Annotated in this window: 19 protein-coding genes; 1 reads left to right on the top strand and 18 read right to left on the bottom strand. The window is 49.2% G+C overall.

The window, feature by feature from the left end; translation table 11 throughout:
• Positions 1-92: 92 nt before the first annotated feature.
• Complete coding sequence (locus tag LTAR_RS07850; RefSeq protein ID WP_062421650.1) at positions 93-503, bottom strand: VOC family protein; 411 nt, start codon at positions 501-503, stop codon at positions 93-95.
• A 105-nt stretch (positions 504-608) separates the two neighbouring features.
• Complete coding sequence (locus tag LTAR_RS07855) at positions 609-1,622, bottom strand: hypothetical protein (protein WP_062421651.1); 1,014 nt, start codon at positions 1,620-1,622, stop codon at positions 609-611.
• 99 nt (positions 1,623-1,721) lie between these two features.
• Here LTAR_RS07855 and LTAR_RS07860 point away from each other — a divergent pair, with 99 nt between their 5' ends.
• Positions 1,722-1,991: a hypothetical protein gene (locus tag LTAR_RS07860; RefSeq protein WP_062421652.1), complete on the top strand. Its 270-nt coding sequence runs from the start codon at positions 1,722-1,724 to the stop codon at positions 1,989-1,991.
• A gap of 366 nt (positions 1,992-2,357) precedes the next feature.
• Here LTAR_RS07860 and LTAR_RS07870 read toward each other — a convergent pair whose 3' ends face one another.
• The 16 genes from LTAR_RS07870 to LTAR_RS07945 all read right to left on the bottom strand — a co-directional run bounded on the left by LTAR_RS07870 (position 2,358) and on the right by LTAR_RS07945 (position 15,649).
• Entirely contained in the window at positions 2,358-2,846 is a 489-nt protein-coding gene (locus LTAR_RS07870) for an SAM-dependent methyltransferase (protein WP_081419885.1), read from the bottom strand.
• 84 nt (positions 2,847-2,930) lie between these two features.
• Positions 2,931-3,587, bottom strand: a complete 657-nt coding sequence (locus LTAR_RS07875) for a DUF4332 domain-containing protein (protein ID WP_062421654.1) — start codon at positions 3,585-3,587, stop codon at positions 2,931-2,933.
• Between the two features lie 23 nt (positions 3,588-3,610).
• Positions 3,611-4,432 carry a MerR family transcriptional regulator gene (locus LTAR_RS07880; protein WP_158423408.1) on the bottom strand — a complete coding sequence of 274 codons (822 nt, stop codon included), beginning with the start codon at positions 4,430-4,432 and terminating at the stop codon, positions 3,611-3,613.
• A 121-nt stretch (positions 4,433-4,553) separates the two neighbouring features.
• Complete coding sequence (locus tag LTAR_RS07885; protein WP_062421656.1) at positions 4,554-5,468, bottom strand: class I SAM-dependent methyltransferase; 915 nt, start codon at positions 5,466-5,468, stop codon at positions 4,554-4,556.
• A gap of 132 nt (positions 5,469-5,600) precedes the next feature.
• On the bottom strand, positions 5,601-5,930 hold the full coding sequence (locus LTAR_RS07890) for a YqfO family protein (RefSeq protein WP_062421657.1): 330 nt from the start codon (positions 5,928-5,930) through the stop codon (positions 5,601-5,603).
• A 41-nt stretch (positions 5,931-5,971) separates the two neighbouring features.
• Positions 5,972-6,673, bottom strand: a complete 702-nt coding sequence (locus tag LTAR_RS07895; protein ID WP_062421658.1) for a 2'-5' RNA ligase family protein — start codon at positions 6,671-6,673, stop codon at positions 5,972-5,974.
• Positions 6,674-6,764: 91 nt separating this feature from the next.
• Positions 6,765-7,526: an ABC transporter permease gene (locus tag LTAR_RS07900; RefSeq protein WP_062421659.1), complete on the bottom strand. Its 762-nt coding sequence runs from the start codon at positions 7,524-7,526 to the stop codon at positions 6,765-6,767.
• Positions 7,527-7,542: 16 nt separating this feature from the next.
• Positions 7,543-8,445: an ABC transporter ATP-binding protein gene (locus LTAR_RS07905; RefSeq protein WP_062421998.1), complete on the bottom strand. Its 903-nt coding sequence runs from the start codon at positions 8,443-8,445 to the stop codon at positions 7,543-7,545.
• An 11-nt stretch (positions 8,446-8,456) separates the two neighbouring features.
• Positions 8,457-9,251 carry an L-2-amino-thiazoline-4-carboxylic acid hydrolase gene (locus tag LTAR_RS07910; RefSeq protein ID WP_062421660.1) on the bottom strand — a complete coding sequence of 265 codons (795 nt, stop codon included), beginning with the start codon at positions 9,249-9,251 and terminating at the stop codon, positions 8,457-8,459.
• 2 nt (positions 9,252-9,253) lie between these two features.
• Positions 9,254-10,735 (bottom strand): serine hydrolase domain-containing protein, encoded by a 1,482-nt coding sequence (locus LTAR_RS07915; protein ID WP_062421661.1) that lies wholly within the window; start codon positions 10,733-10,735, stop codon positions 9,254-9,256.
• Between the two features lie 136 nt (positions 10,736-10,871).
• A complete protein-coding gene (locus LTAR_RS07920; RefSeq protein ID WP_062421662.1) occupies positions 10,872-12,452 on the bottom strand; it encodes a sensor histidine kinase in 1,581 nt (526 codons plus the stop codon).
• The gene (locus LTAR_RS07925) at positions 12,449-13,144 is read right to left on the bottom strand and encodes a response regulator transcription factor (RefSeq protein ID WP_062421663.1); all 696 of its coding nucleotides are present in this window, start codon (positions 13,142-13,144) and stop codon (positions 12,449-12,451) included. The genes LTAR_RS07920 and LTAR_RS07925 overlap by 4 nt, the downstream gene beginning before the upstream one ends.
• A 44-nt stretch (positions 13,145-13,188) precedes the next feature.
• Positions 13,189-13,929, bottom strand: coding sequence for a metallophosphoesterase family protein (locus tag LTAR_RS07930; RefSeq protein ID WP_062421664.1), 741 nt, complete (start codon positions 13,927-13,929; stop codon positions 13,189-13,191).
• 147 nt (positions 13,930-14,076) lie between these two features.
• Positions 14,077-14,970, bottom strand: a complete 894-nt coding sequence (locus tag LTAR_RS07935; protein WP_062421665.1) for a PhzF family phenazine biosynthesis protein — start codon at positions 14,968-14,970, stop codon at positions 14,077-14,079.
• 17 nt (positions 14,971-14,987) lie between these two features.
• Positions 14,988-15,407: a type II toxin-antitoxin system death-on-curing family toxin gene (locus LTAR_RS07940; RefSeq protein WP_062421666.1), complete on the bottom strand. Its 420-nt coding sequence runs from the start codon at positions 15,405-15,407 to the stop codon at positions 14,988-14,990.
• Entirely contained in the window at positions 15,404-15,649 is a 246-nt protein-coding gene (locus LTAR_RS07945) for an AbrB/MazE/SpoVT family DNA-binding domain-containing protein (RefSeq protein WP_062421667.1), read from the bottom strand. Before LTAR_RS07945 ends, LTAR_RS07940 begins: the two co-directional genes overlap by 4 nt.
• Between the last annotated feature and the right edge of the window lie 37 nt (positions 15,650-15,686).

Raw genomic sequence — 15,686 nt, forward strand, 5'->3', positions numbered from 1 at the left:
ATCTGTAAAGCAGCACCTGGAATCAGGTGTGTTGTTAAAATGAAAAGAGGCGTCCTGATATTTATCAGAACGCCTTCCGGGTCTTTTCTTTTCTATCCCTCTTTGGGACCGGTATAAACTACTTCCATCAATAACCGGTCAGGGGTTTCAAACATTACCTGGTAGTAGGTGGAACCCGGACCGCTGAATTCAGGGCGGTGACGGGGTGTTTCAAACAGGGCCGGAATGCCGCGTTTTTTGAGATAATCCACGGCTTCATCAACATCAGCCTGTTTCTTAACACCGATGCCAATATGGTTGACACCCACTCCATCATAATCATTGGCATGGTCTTTCAATGGAGCACCGAACCACAGGCTGCCGCCATTTTCATCGCCAACACCCAGCATGTTCGGATCGTCATAGAGCACAGCCCATCCCAGAAAAGTGAACAGGTCTTTGTAGAACCCGAGGTTCTTAACGTCAACCCATGCGACAATGTGACTGAAAGTCGATTTTTCCATTACGCTCTCCTTGATAAAAATGAAAACAGAACATATGTATTATATAATTATAATAATATATATGTTCTATATTGTCAATAGATGAACCAATCGCAAAGCGAATAATTAACCGAACTGCCTGATCACGCGCAATGCCCTCAGCGTAACCCACTCGTTCGGTTTATTCATCCGGCCGAAATTACCCCAGGTCTTGCTGCCGTAGTTGTATTCCAGGTTCCATCTGCCCTGTTCATCCTGTTTGGAGAGGATGAATTCAATCAAAGATTTCATGCGGGGATCTGATCCGTAACCCAGGGCGGTTAACGCTTCAGCCACCTGCAAGAGATCGGTGATGTAGAATACGGGGAAGCCGAAATCCCACCAATCCCTGTTGGGTTTGCCTTCCGTCGCCCGCGGATAGTCAGCGGTTACCGGGTCGATGCTGAAGAAGAAGTCAACACCCTGCTGGATGGCCTGCTGCAGTAATGGAGTCCGCTCACTTGCCGGGATCTGGGCAGCGGCCATCATAATTTTGACGGCGCCCCATGCACAGGGGAGCTTGTTGTTCGCCCCGCAGGCAAAATTGGGGCCGCATTTATAAGCGTAATACCGCATTTCGGCTTTCTTTTCTGTCATTGGGGCCAGGCCTTCACCGGTGACGGTTCGGGCGATCCAATCATAGGCCAGATCAAGGCGGGGATCCGTGCAGCCCATCTGTTTTAACGCCCAGCACAGGTTGCCCTGCAGGCAATCAATTGTGCCTGAGGGTTTACCGTTGTATGACATTTGTCCGTTGCAAGCCATGGTGTTGTTCAAGACGTACTGGCAGGCCTGCCCAATGCGTGGATCGTCATCGATATCTGCCCCCAATTGTCCCAACAAAGTCACCGACCAGACTGTCGAGCGGTACTTGGGGCCGTATCCGGGACCGGCTTTCTGCCAGTAACCGTCTCCCACCATTTTGGAGAGAACCAGGGCGATGGTTCCCGTTGTGCAAGCCTCTTTCCGGGCTGACTTGCGTTCAGGGTCATCCTTTGGCCTGTCCAGCAGGTCACCCAGCGCCATATTGCGGACTTCTGGAATGGGGGAATTCACCAGCCATGATAGAGAATCCCCGTTGATTTTGTCAGTCCAGCGCATATTTCTCTTCCTCTCTCCCCCAACAACGGGTCATCCGCATGCTTTATATAGCAAATATATTCTACAACTAACTGCGTTGAACTTCAATGGGGTGATTGATTGGTTGATTATGTACTTGTGCTCTCTACCGGGGTAGATCACAGGTTTCCAGGATTTCTTTTCGTTATCGGCTGTGCTCTGGCAGGCTGCCTGTTGGGGTATCTGATGGCGACGTTGGGACAGAATCCGGACAGAACCCGATGGCAGCAGCTTCCCCCAACTCCGCAACCAGCTTCCTGGATCATTGAAATTGGTTCGTATGGAGCGGAAACGCACAGTATCACCGTGGAAACGGCATCCGGGGATCAATATGATTGTTACGGAACCTGACCGTCTGTATGGAACCGTGTTGAATCCAGAAAGACACGATATGGACCAACCTGTTCACAGATCGGAAGCACCCTGTTTGATACCTTATCCGCCCAACGGATGGATTGCGCCTGTGAGTCGCAATTTGAATGGACAACGGAATATTACTATGCCGCTCTCCTGGAGGACGGTTCCCTGTGGCGCTGGCATTTCCATTATGGTCTTGACACAATAGTGGATTCCTCGGGCAAAGGTTTACTGGCAGGTTTGATCATCGGCATGCTCGGACTGTTTTTCTGGAAATACCGCAGAAAAACGGCGTATTGATTTTTTATAGAAATATCCCCCTGAAAGCGCTACAGGGGGATTGGGGAAAAGTAAAACAGATTATCGGGCGTTTACAAATTCACCCGGCCAGTCAAATGTGGCAGAATCTTCATACCACGCCGGCCAATGGGAACTCCAGGCAGGGGTTGAGACAGTCTTGACCCGATCAGAACAGGGTACATACGGTTTGATATCCAGAACCGGGCTGCCATCTTCCGCATCGGTATATGCCAGACCAATACGGCCATTGGTTTCATCAACGTAAAGTACCTGGGAAACTGTCAGGCAAACCGGATTGGGACGTTGAGGGGAACGCGTGGCGAAGATTCCCAATTGCTCGGGTGCTTTTTTATAGGGCTTTTCACAGGTCAGCACAGCCCTTGATTCCGGATTGTCCAGGTAATGGCTCCACCAGAGAATATTGATGTGACTGAATCCATCCATCCCGAGCAACGCTTTGCGGAACTCCGGCTTAACCTCAAGTACAAATCCGCTGTCTCCAGCCCGGATGTAGCCAATAGGTGAGAGAACACAATCTGTTTGTGCCATGATTTACCTTCCTTTTATATTGAATGTTGAAAACAGCGGCCGCTGATTTTTCCTGTTTTAGGGTTCTACCCGGTCAAAATAACTCTATGAAACAAAGCTGGCGGCATAAACCAGCCGTTTCATATCACGCAGTCCAACTTTTCCCTGGAAGTATTGATGTTCATTATTTACACGGGCGAATCGTTCACATAATTCTTCCGGATTGGCGGCAGCCAGTTCAACCGCACTGCCGTATCCGGCCAGCATCAGTATGCGGGCGGTGATCGGGCTGACCCATTGTACGCGGGTCAAGTCGGTATATTTTAGAAGTTCGTTCAAACTGGCAGGGTCAATTCCTGCTTCGATCAATTCTGTTTTTGTTTCAGGATTTGTAACCTTCTCAAAAAAACTGGCAGCATTCTTGATGCCCTTCGATTGAAGAATGGATGGAACTTCTGATGGAAGCCAGTTGAAATCGGTCAGAGGTATTGGTTTGGGGAAGTAGCTTTCCACTTCCCGCCGGAGCAGGATGAGGTAATCCACCTCTAAACCGGTTCGGGTGGCCAGGTCGCGCATCAATTTCTCTGTCTTCAATTCGGCTCGGAGATCAGCCAATGAAGATATGCCCGATTTCCCTAATGCAGTCAGTTTTTCTTCCACGTTGTCGAGTAAGGGTGCTCTGCTGGGGACCAGATCAGAGGACTGCAACCGTTTTAATAAATCATGGAGGGTGATTTTTTTATCATCAATGTAATACGGCATTTGATAAGTCTCCGAAATTTAACTTATCTGGGCATACAGATGACCGGAATCTGCAATTCCGTCAGGGCATCGGGGTCAATGTCGAATTTATCTTCCGCCGGTAAGCGCAAATAGATTTCACGATCCGGCCCGGCAATTTGAAAACCGTTGTCGCTGATCCACTGCCAGAGGGCAGTGAAACCGTTGATCAAACCAGAAAATGGACCGCGGTGGATGGTAAACGCCATTGTTTTTATTTCCGGCAGGGTATGCACCAGTGAATTTGTTAAAATCAAGTCCTGATTAGCCAATGGGGCACAAACTTCCAGCTGAATCTCCGGTTCAGCAGAGTGGCACAGGGTCAAATAAGGCGGTATTGGCTGCAACGATTCGCGATGCAATGCTTCATACAATTCATTCCAAAGCGGATTCACATCATGGTAGTTGGGCACCGTCCCGCTTACAGAGGCTACTGTAATGGGATCGACATGCTTGATTTGAATTTCGTAACTGGAAGGCCGGGTATCCTGTTCCAACATTTTCAACCGCAGGTCAATCCGTTCTAACTGGTCAAGATTGTTCTGTACCTGCGACCGGATTTCATCCTGTTTGAGCAGCAATATTCGGCGCATTTCTTCTGCAGAGATCTTATCGTTCAACATCCGTTTGATCTGTTCCAGCGAGATGCCCATATCCTTCAATGCCAGAATGCGGTGCAGGGTGGAAAGCTGATCGAGCCGGTAATACCGGTAGCCGGTGAATGGATCAATCTCCCCGGGTTTTAACAGGCCAAGTTCGGCATAATACCGTAAAGTCTGTACCGTCACCTGCCCCAGCCGGGCGAATTCACCTATCTTCAGCTTCATGGCGTCTCCCATCTGATCACCACTATACACCCTCCTGTTACCATAGAGTCAAGCAGTAAATTGAGTTAAAACTGCCGGATATCTTATATTCAGATTTCCGGCAGAAAATGAGATGGCAGGTTTATTCGGCCACGGCATGAATGAAATACGAATTTTCAAAGGCATGATACAGGTCGTCACGATGAGAGAAATACCGTTTCTCAATTTCTTCCGGCGGGAGGTTTTCTCTGGTCTGGAAACCAAATTGATGTAATAGAACTTCCAGTTTAGCCGGGTCGAATCCTGTTTTTAAAGGTTCCCCCGACTGACGGGTGATCTCCTGCGTGGCTTTGGTCCGTCTGTTACCCTTTTCTGGTTTGAAGACATCTTCATGGGAATAATCAAATACCAGTGCGCTGCCCGGAGAAGAGAGTGAGGCAATTGTCTGAAGGGTGTTCTCAATTGCCTGACGCTCCAGGTAATAGGTTACACCCAGCCAGCTGAAAAAAGCCGGCCGTGAAGAATCAAAGCCAGCCTGCAAAAGTGCCGTTTTCAGGTCATCCTTTTCAAAATTGACCGGCACCAGGTGGAGATTAGATGGCAACTCCGGAGATATTTTCAACAGGCGTTCCCGTTTATTCGCCTGAGTGGCCGGGTGGTCCACCTCGAAAATTTCCAACTGCCCGGTAAGTTCCGGCCGGCGCAGAGAGAACGTATCCATTCCAGCCCCCAGGATGACATACTGTGTTAGCCCTTTGGAAATATATCCTTCCAGACAGTCTTCTGTGAACCGCGCCCGGCCAAGGATGATCGAACTGTTATGCACCTGCATCACCAGACGCAGTGCTTCTGTTTCATCGGAAATAGTTGCCGCAGTCTCTGGATCAAAAACATTCAGAAGGCCGGCCATGGCGTGATCGAAAAAGCCAATCTCTTCAGGTGCATATAATTGTGCTGCAATAAAATCATCGAATATCCTGGGGGAATCATGGGTGGCATGATACGCTCTGGTATAGCCGCACATGATGGCGGTGATGCTGGCCCTGTTATTATTCATATTGTGAATCTGCTCCTCTGATTTGAGTTTTGCGAACGATGCTTAATAGCACATTTGGAGGTCAGATTCAATAGCCAAAATCAAAAGAGATGGAAAAAGCAGGTTTTCTTTTCTGTATGCCATGAATCGGATTTATGAAGGCTCATTAAGTAGAGGAACGATATTGATCAAGGGTTCTTCATACGGATGAACCTGACGGATCTCCCGAATGACATTCGAAATGATTGCAGCCGGGCAGTTTACTTCTACCTTGCACTCGTGCCCCTCGCTGATCTTTCCGATCTCCCCATCGTATGGATGGGCGCCTTCCAAAGGGCGCCAGTAGCCGAGCACCGGCGTGACCGATGCACAGTGGTCGTAATTACCGATCCTCCCCGCACCGGCTGCACTGATAACATCCAGAAGCGCTTGAACATTTTCTTCCGGTATAAAGATTTCGAGTTTTACATGGGTGAATTCCATGATGGATGTAAGCCCTTTCGTTTAATGAAGAATAAAGTGGATTACGCCTGACGTAAATAATACTCTGCCATAATGGGTGTGTGCTGCTGTGACATATACCAGTCATTCTTTACCAGTTGCAGGCATTTGACGTCAAACCGGCCGAACTCACGGTATCGGTTGGTCTGAATGATTTGGGATAATTCAAATGGATTACGTAACGGGTGGGAAAAACGCATCACAGTTGAATGGGCGGCCGTCAATGTGTAGCGTTTGTCCAATCCCTGGGCCAGATTATTCTGAATAAGTTTCTGCCTTAATGCATTTCGAAGATTGTTCAGGGTATCAGAATCTGGATAACCGCAAACCATTAAGGCACCGCGCGAGACGGTTAATCCTCTCAGATGTAATGAAAAGGGTGAAACACCATCAATTACCTCAACCACGACTTTTCGATATCTATCCAGTTGATTGTATTGTTCTTGATAGTCTGGAATGGCTGTAAAAAGCGAAAGTACTGTGAAATGCAGGTTGGATTGACCATAGTAATACTGGTCAGGTTCCAGAACCTGGATGGATTTCAAAAAGTCAATAACCGTTGTTTTTATTTCTTCCGGCGGCCGGAAGATCAATGTCAATCCTCTGCGCCGGTCTAAACCGGGATTGGTAATGTAGGGATCGATATCGATATCACCGCGGGATATGGCTTCAAAACTTGTATCCCACAGCATGTCATATACAGTTTGGATGTGGTCATCCGGCATGAGAAAATTATAGTGTCACAATGAGAAATCAGCTTCCCGAACCCATTAGCCCGGAAAGCTGACTTCGACAGGAGAGAAAACCAATTTTGTCTTACTGTAATACATCCCTGTGTGTGGCAAAGTAACAACCAATACAGGCTACAAGAATCCCGCCGATAATGCCGATGGCCAACGGTAGAGCGTACGGTTCCCCATAATACATGCTGTTGGAAACAATACCCGGAATGGTCCACGGGTCGAACATTTCAAAGTCAGAACCAATGATGGTGATCCCGAATACGGTGGCCACAATACCAACACCCATTGCCAGCACAAAGCTGCTGCTATACAGGCTGACAAACAGGTGGATGGAAATGATCAACCAGGCAGCCAGAAAAGATACAGCCATATTTTGGAGCAGAATTTGCCAGGGAATGGGGGCATCAAATCCGAGGTCAGGGAGAAAGATTCGCCCGATCAACCCCACACCAATGGCAATCAGCCCAAGTATTGCCATACTCAGACCGATAATCCCTGTCCCGGTGATTTGTTTGGCCATGTAGATACTCCAACGCGGCAGCGGCAGGGAAAACAACTGCTTCCAGGTTTTATTATTGTGCTCGAGTGCGCCCAGCAGACCCATTTCGAGAGTGATGAACAACGGCAGCAAGAGGAGCACCCACATCATGGATATATGGTCGAAGAGAGTCATCCAGCTGTCTCCGTCCACTTTATACATTCGTTTTCCATACTGGAATCCGATTCCCAGTTCCAAAAAACCCATAGCCAGCGGCGCCAAAATAACCAGAACCATCATCAGGGTACGTTTCGATTTCAGCCATTCCGCCGATATGGCTCTGAATATATATGTCATAGAAACCTCCTCCAATCTACTTTCCGGTTAATGTCAGGAAGATATCTTCCAGCGAAGGATGTACGAGGCTGAGCTCGTAGACCTGATGACCGGCGTTCACCAGCTGTGTATTGATCATGGCCGCATCTGATGGACCGTTAACCAGAACTGTCAGATGGTGATTGGCAAGGTGAACCGCATTCCACCCGTTGTCTTGCAGGAATTGCCGGGTTTCATCCAACCGGTCGGTGATAATGGCTGCATAATCCTGAAATCGTGACCGTAATTCGTCCGGGCTGCCCTGAAAGATCAGACTTCCATCTTGCAGGATACCGATACGAGTAGCCATTTGCTCGACCTCGCTGAGCAGATGGCTGGAAAGAAAGACCGTGATTCCTTCATACGGCAGACGGCTGATTAATTCACGGATTTCGTGGATTCCGGCCGGATCCAGTCCATTGGTGGGTTCATCGAGAATTAGCAATTCCGGCTGGCCGAAAAGCGCTACAGCCAGACCCATACGCTGGCGCATCCCGAGGGAATACTCACGGACAAGGCGGTTCGAGTCGGCTTCCATGCCGACGATTGATAACACCCGGTTGATTTCTTTCGTTGGTCTGCCGGTGAGACGACGGATTAATTCCAGATTCTCCCGTCCTGTCAGATGCGGGTAAAGTGACGGGGATTCAACCAGCGAGCCGGTGCGCTGCAGGATTTCCATACGGCAGTCTTTGTGCGAGCGTCCGAACATGGTAATCGTGCCTGCATCCGGGCGGATCAGTCCGAGAAGCATACGAATGGTGGTGGTTTTTCCGGCACCGTTAGGTCCAAGAAACCCGTAAATACAACCCGGCGGTACCTGCAGGCTCAGGTTATTCACGGCCTTCGTTTTCCCAAATTTGCGGGTGATATTTCTTGTTTCAATGATTGAATGCATCATGGTTGTGCCTCTTATTTCTTCAAGAAATCCGGTGTCCATTCCATGCGGATTGGACGGCCGGCTTTGAAGCGGAAATCGCAGCGCGGACCGCCGTTTCCGAGTGTGGTGGTTCGCACCAGACCAGAACCGATGCTCTGGCTGATAGGATAATCGCCCAGGCACATGTATTTCGTCAATTCGTAGGCGTTATGGGCTTTGTAAAATTTCACCACGCCACACTCGGTATAGTCCACTCCAAAATCGAAGTTGACTCCATCTCCTTCCACAAAAGTCATTTTCCAATCTCCGAGATACCGGCTTTTGGAGAGATACCGTTCCATACGGCGGTATTCGTTTTGCTCTTCTTTCCCGGTTGGATTGCGAATTTGGGCAGCCATCAAGGGATCGTTGAACGAAAACATTTTTTCCATGGTGCGGTACAACACCCGTCCGGTCTCTTCCAGGGTCTGATGATGTGTCTTCATCACCTCATAGAGTGCCAGTGCCACAGCTGACATGTAGAGGACTTCGGTCAAACTGTTGTCATCTCCGCCGATATAAGGAACCTCGGGCAGAAGCGATAAATACCGCTCGCGGCTTTCGGACATGATCTGCCCGGTCTCTTTGGTCGAAATGTTTTCATTGATGAAACCTTCCGCGTTTTTCATGATTTCATCGAAATCTTTCATCAAGTCTGTTTTCTTCTCCTGCCAGTATTCCATCGGAACAGCCGCCGGTTTATGCCCGCAGGCTGACAGGCAAAGGGCACAGGTTCCCAGTGCCGAAAATTTGAGAAAATCACGACGTGACAGATTGTTCTGATTCATGTTTATTTTTTCTCCTCTTCAAAGGTTTCCGGTTTACGGAATAACGATATGGCATGAAGTAAGCTGCGGATGAAGTTCAACGTCGAACCAGCCAGTAACCAGATGGTGATATCCGGCATCAATTGAAAGGGTTCTATCCAGTCTGGAGATGCACCTTCGAAGACATTAACCAGTACAGGCAGACCAAATACAATCAAGAGCGGAACTACCATGCCGAACGCCACCTTGATCCATAACCAGATGCGCGATTGCCTGGCTGTTCTCTCCACCCAAGTGGGAACCATGCGAAATAAACGGACATGGTTTGCCATGTCGGCTAACGCCAGGAAGAGTAAAACCAGTCCCGGCCAGGCGTTATTGGCTGCCCGGGGTGACTTACCTCCCAAAAAATTCAGCAGGTCTGAATTGACCGTTGAATTTTCAAACATCATGTTTTCCATGCTGTTCTGGTTATATAACGTGACAAATCCGGTTTTCTCTTTCAATTTCATCCCGACAAATGCCTGGAAGTGATGGATGGCACCTCCATGTATGAGGGTGTCGCCATCATCAGCAGACATCCATCCCATCGCGTAATCGCTTTCAATGCCGGAAGGGGGAGTACGCATTTCAGCCAGAAGGTCTTCCCGCAAAACCGGCTTGCCGTCTAATTGCCGGTTGTTGATCAGGGCAATAAGGTATTTCGACATATCTTCGGCTGTGGTGATCAAATAACCGGAAGGTAGAGCGCCGGGAATGTATTTCTCTGTTTGAGGCAATGGAAAACTGAAGAATCGGGAATAACCCTGTGCCAGATTAGGGGCATCAGCCGGATCTGTCACAGTATGGGTCATTCCGAGAGGCAGTAATATAGAGTCCTTTACAAAATCGCCGTAGGATTTACCGCTTACTTTTTCAATTATCCGGCCGACGATTCGGTAATTCTGGTTGTAATATTCGTAATGGGTTCCAGCCGGATAAGTCGGTTTGACATATTGCATCAGGGTGACCTGTTCTTCGATACTGGCCGTATAAGCCGAAGCATTGGGATCACCTTTTTCCACCAGTCCGCTGGTGTGATTCAACAGATTGCGAAGGGTGATCCGGCTGGATGCCTCAGGATCATCCACTTTAAATTCTGGCAGGTACTTTTGCACCGGGGCATCCAGATCCAGTTTGCCCTGTTCCACCAGTTTCATGGCGGCCAGTGCAGTGAATGATTTGGTTACCGAGCCGATATAGAACTGGGTTTGCGGAGTGACCGGTTTGCCGGAAACAGAGTCGCCATACCCTTTTTCTAATAGAACCTTGTCTCCTTGAACGACCGCCACGGCTACTCCAGGGATGTGGTTTGTGCTGACATATTCCTGCAAATAGGCATCAATGGCGGATGTATCCGGGGTTCCGATATTTGTTTCCGCTCGGGCGGGCAACAACGGGATGACAAACCCGGCTATCATAATGATCAGGCAGACAGGTACCAAACACTTGTGAACAAATTTCATTTTCCATATCCTTTTCTTCGTTGTTATACAGAAAAGGATACCGGCAGGTTGTATCATCCCTGTCGCGAAAATGTCGCAGAATTGTCGCAAAACCCGGGAATTCCGGATACGTATGAATTTCGAGCAGACTGTGTTTTTATGCGATTGCCGGAATTCTCACATAAAAACAACTTCCCTGACCCGGCTGGCTTTCAACCGTGATGCTGCCGCCCATGGCTTCAATCAGTTCTTTTACCAATGCCAGCCCCAGCCCGGCACTTTCAGAGGTGGCGTTCTTTCCCCTGTAAAAACGCTCAAAGATATGCCCGATATCTTCCGGATCAATTCCTTCCCCTGTATCCCGGACGTCAATCTGAACATATCTTTCAACTTTTTCTGCCTGAATGGCTACGATTCCACCCGGCGGAGTGTGGCGTACCCCGTTGCGCAACAGGTTCAAAATCACCTGGTTCAGCCGGCGCGGATCTGCATTAACGAAGGGCAATTCTTTGGGCAACTGCGCGGTGACTTCCACCCGGCCGGATTGCCATGCCAGTGGCGAAAATGAATCTACTGCCTGGTTAATCAGAGAATGAAGGTCTACACGAATACAATCCAGCGCGAGGTGGTCTACATCAACCTGCGAAAGTGTAAATAAATCATCAATCAGCCCCGAAAGCTGCTGGATTTCGTTTTCCATCAATTCCACCTTACGGTGAAGCTCTTCTGAAGGTGTTTCCTGCCAGTGAGCGAGCATGGATTCAATAGCCGCCCGCAGAGTGGCCACCGGGGTGCGCAATTCATGGGAGACATTGGCTACCAGTTCGCGTTTGGATTCCAGGATCTGTGCCACCCTGTCTTTTTCCTCGTTCAAGTCCATCAGTGTTAATGAGAGTTTGTCGGCCATGGCGTTGAAGTCAGACTGCAGGTGGGCTACTTCATCTTCCCCTTCCACAGTTACGCGGGCCTGATAATCGCCCGATCGCAATGCAGCGGTGGTTACAGTAAGGGCTTCAAGCCGGCGGGTCGTACGCCGGGCGACGAAATATGAAAATAAGGCCGATGGCGGAAGAATGAAGAAAAGAGTGGCACCCATCCCAACGACGATTAATGTGAGTGCCGGGAAAAATGTGACCAGAAGCCCGGTCAACAAAGACGCCATTGGATCACGGGTTTTTTCCCAGATTCGAAGGGCGGTTGTGGAATAGGGCGTAATCAGAAAAGCCAGAAAGGCAAAAATGAATGCTATGAAAAGCGCGACCAGTAGATGGGCATGGGTGATAGACCAGCGCATCCGCTGTTTACGCATCCTGTTCCAGCGCAGCCACAGGCGCAATCCTCCCCGGGTAAAGAAATAACCCGGTCCGGTCAATCCGAAAAGTAAAAGCACCTGCCACTCATCCCAGGTTGTCAGCCGCCAGATGGCGTCCCAGTGGAGGAATAATCCGCACAACCGGAGGGCGAAAACCATCATGAAACTGAGGGCAAGTCCGACACAAAATTCCCAGAATGTCTGTTTCTTCCAACCGCCATCCGGCAGACGGATGCGCAGCACAGCCCACATTCCACAGGAACCGCACAGGAAAAACATGGCGGTTTGAAAAACAAATGGATCGGTGTACCCTTCCAGGTGTGACGTGAGGCCGAGAATCAGGCAGCCAACCAGCCAGGCTTCCAACAATCCCTGCCAGGGCTGCACAGACAAAAGAAATGACGACAGGCGCATACGGGGTTTCATGGATGGTTGAAACGGTAGCCGATACCCCAGACGGTTTCTATGGAATCTCCCACGGTCTCCAGCTTTCGACGCAAACGCAGGATGGCATTATCAACGGATCGATCACCCGAAATATATGATTCTCCCCAGACGGTTTCAAGCAAATAATTCCGGCTGAAAGTCCTCCCCGGGTTGCGTGCCAGCAGGGATAAAAGATTGAACTCGGTGCGGGTTAATTCAAGAAGATTCCCATCCAATCGGGCAGTAAAAGATACGGGGTCCAGTTGAAGCGCCCCGCAGGTAAAAACACTGTTCTGGTTGTTTCGGTCTGAAGTTAAGACCGATTGAATGAGTTCAGAACGCCGCAGCATGGCATGAATGCGGGCTACCAGTTCGCGCATACCAAACGGCTTTGTGAGATAATCGTCGGCTCCGACTTCAAGACCGATTACCCGGTCAGTTTCTTCCCGGCGGGCGGTTAACATCAAGATGGGAATGGCTGATTTTTGACGGATGCGCCGAAGGACTTCCAAACCATCCATCCTGGGGAGCATCCAATCCAGAATGATCAGGTCAGGATGGGCTGATTCAAAACATGCCAGTGCAGACTCGCCATCTCCCGCTGTCACAATCTGATATCCGTTGGCCGCAAGTTCCGTCTGAACCAGGTTGGCCAGTTCTTTCGTGTCTTCAACGAGAAGAATAGTCGTCATGCAGATTATTATATATGCAGGACGACCAGACGGATCGTAATAACCTACTCCGCATATCCTGTACGAAGCCAGGTCTCCCATTCAAGACGATTGTTTTTACGGGCCATGTCGGCAGCTGTATTGTGGTCGTAGGGAATGGAAATAAGTTCCACTACCCATCTACCATTTGTCTGTTCCATAATGGCATATCGGGCACAGGGAGAACCGGTTTCCACCCTGTGTTTTTCCGGCTGGTCATCGGTGTATGCAGGCAGTCCAACACTGCCGGGATTTACGATCAGGGTTTGATCGGCCAGAGTGACACAGCGGGGAATGTGGGTATGGCCGCAGAGATAAATCTTGCAGGAATGCCCGTCCAGGCGGGTTTTGATTTCGTTATGGCTCGAAAGAAAAATACTTCCATTTTGAACGGTTTCCAGTAAATACTGACTGTCATTCTGCGGTGTTCCGTGAAATAAAAGAATCTCGTCATTGATTATCCTCGACACCGGCAGAGAGCGCAGCCAATCGCGTTCTGTCTGATGGATAATTGCATCGGTGTATTGGTCTGTCAATCCGTATGTGGAGGGATCCTTCTTTACCAGTTGGCGGTCATGATTGCCGGCAACCTGGTACCAGCTTTGTTTCATCAAAAATTGAGCTGTCTCCCGAGGCCAGAGTGGCCCCGAGATCAGGTCCCCCAGTGTGACCACCTGGTCAACCCCGCGTTTTTGGAAATCTGCCACCACTTGTTCAAGGGCAAGGATGTTTCCATGAATATCAGCAAGAATGGCAATTTTTTTCATAAAACCTCAACGGCTGCGGTCAAGTTGAACGTGATGACCGAATGTGTATCTATATCTTAAATCGTCTTTTTTGCGGAACAAGGCAGACGATTTTCTGTGCGCGTTAAAAATGTTCGAGTGCTCCATCGAATCAGATTTCAGGTCTTCTTACAAAGACTCTAACAGGTAATTTCCTTCTATCCGTGTTGTGGCACGGCCGCCGAACAAAATTCGCGTTTCTCCATCGGCCATTTTGCTTTTCAATTTGACAATGTTCGGGTTGTTCCGGCTGGGACCCTGCTCAATGGAGAAATCTCCCGGCCAGATGTTTTCGGCGTGCAGGTAGTACCCGAAAGCGGAATTACCAGAACCGGTAGCCGGGTCTTCAAGATAGCCAAAACGGGGAGGAAATACGCGGGTTCGGTACCTATTATCTGGCTGGGCTGTTTCATCGGTGAATACATGCACGATATCAAAATCTTTCGATAAAGAAAATTGACGAAGTCTTTCCTGATCGGGGAAGATTTTCAGAATTGGATCCAATCCTTTGATGGGAACGAGCAAGGTACGCAGACCACCGTCAATCAGACGGATGGGTAAATCGGAATTGATTTCAGAGAGAGAAATTCCGAGTGCTTCCGCTATTTCGTGAGATGCAACAGGGCATTTCAGGTATTTCGGAGAGGGAGCCGTAATATAAACAGAATCCTCGTCAGCCAGGTGGTTATAAACAGTCAGATTCCCGGCTTTTACCTGAATGGTCACTTCCGGGGCCGCTTTCCCCCGCTCGGTCGATTTTAACAAATCATACATTATGGCAATGGTGGCATGACCGCAGAAGGCCACTTCACAGTCTGACGAGTAATACCGGAGAATAAAACGATCACCATCCGGGTAGATGTAACCAACTTCGCTGACAAATCCTTTCAATTCGGCGGCGATTTGCTGCATCTCCTGTTCGGTCAAATCGCCTGCCTGGTCCATCCAGATGTATCCGGCTGGATTTCCTGATGAACCGGCTCCCGTGAAGGCATCGATCTTTTTGAATCGTAGTGATTTCATCGTTGAAAGCTCCTGTTTCAGACAGTTGATGGTGACGCGATATTCACCGGCCGGAGGGGGCGGGCATACTGCCACACCCAGGCTGTGATAAATTCCAGACTGACCGGTGAACCGGCGCATTTTCGAACAAAGCGAACCATCTCCATTTCATCCGCTGCCAGCCGCTGCCCGTTGATGCGCAGGAACAGGTCAACAGCGGCAATAGCGGTGCGTTTATTCCCTTCCAGGAAGGGATGTTCCTTAACCAGCCCATCCAGAAGTACGGCAGATTTTTTATATAAACCGGGGTAGAGTTCTTTCTCTTTCTCCAACTGACCGGGACGGGTGAGAACGGTTTTCAACGAGTTCAGATCGCGTAGACCGATGTCACCGCCGGTTTCGCGCATCAAACGGTGGTGGATAAAGAGAACCTGCTGCGGGGTTAAATAGAGCGTCATTGTGCCAGCTCTTCCAGCGCAGACCGATATTCTTGAATGAATTCGGCCAGATGACCGGCAAAATCTTCATCCACTCCCACAGATGTCAGCGGCTTTTCTACCTTGGTGACCAGAAGACGATGCTCTTCAGATTCCAGCTCGAGGTTAACCTCATCTCCATCCGCCAGTTTCAATCCATCGAGCACTTCACGCGGTAAAGAAAGAACAATGCTGTTTCCGGTTTTAAATAAACGACGCAGCATGGCAGCCTCCAACCTTTTATTCCCGAGATATGCTTAC

The organism is Leptolinea tardivitalis, from assembly GCF_001050275.1.
Taxonomy (GTDB): Bacteria; Chloroflexota; Anaerolineae; order Anaerolineales; family Anaerolineaceae; genus Leptolinea; species Leptolinea tardivitalis.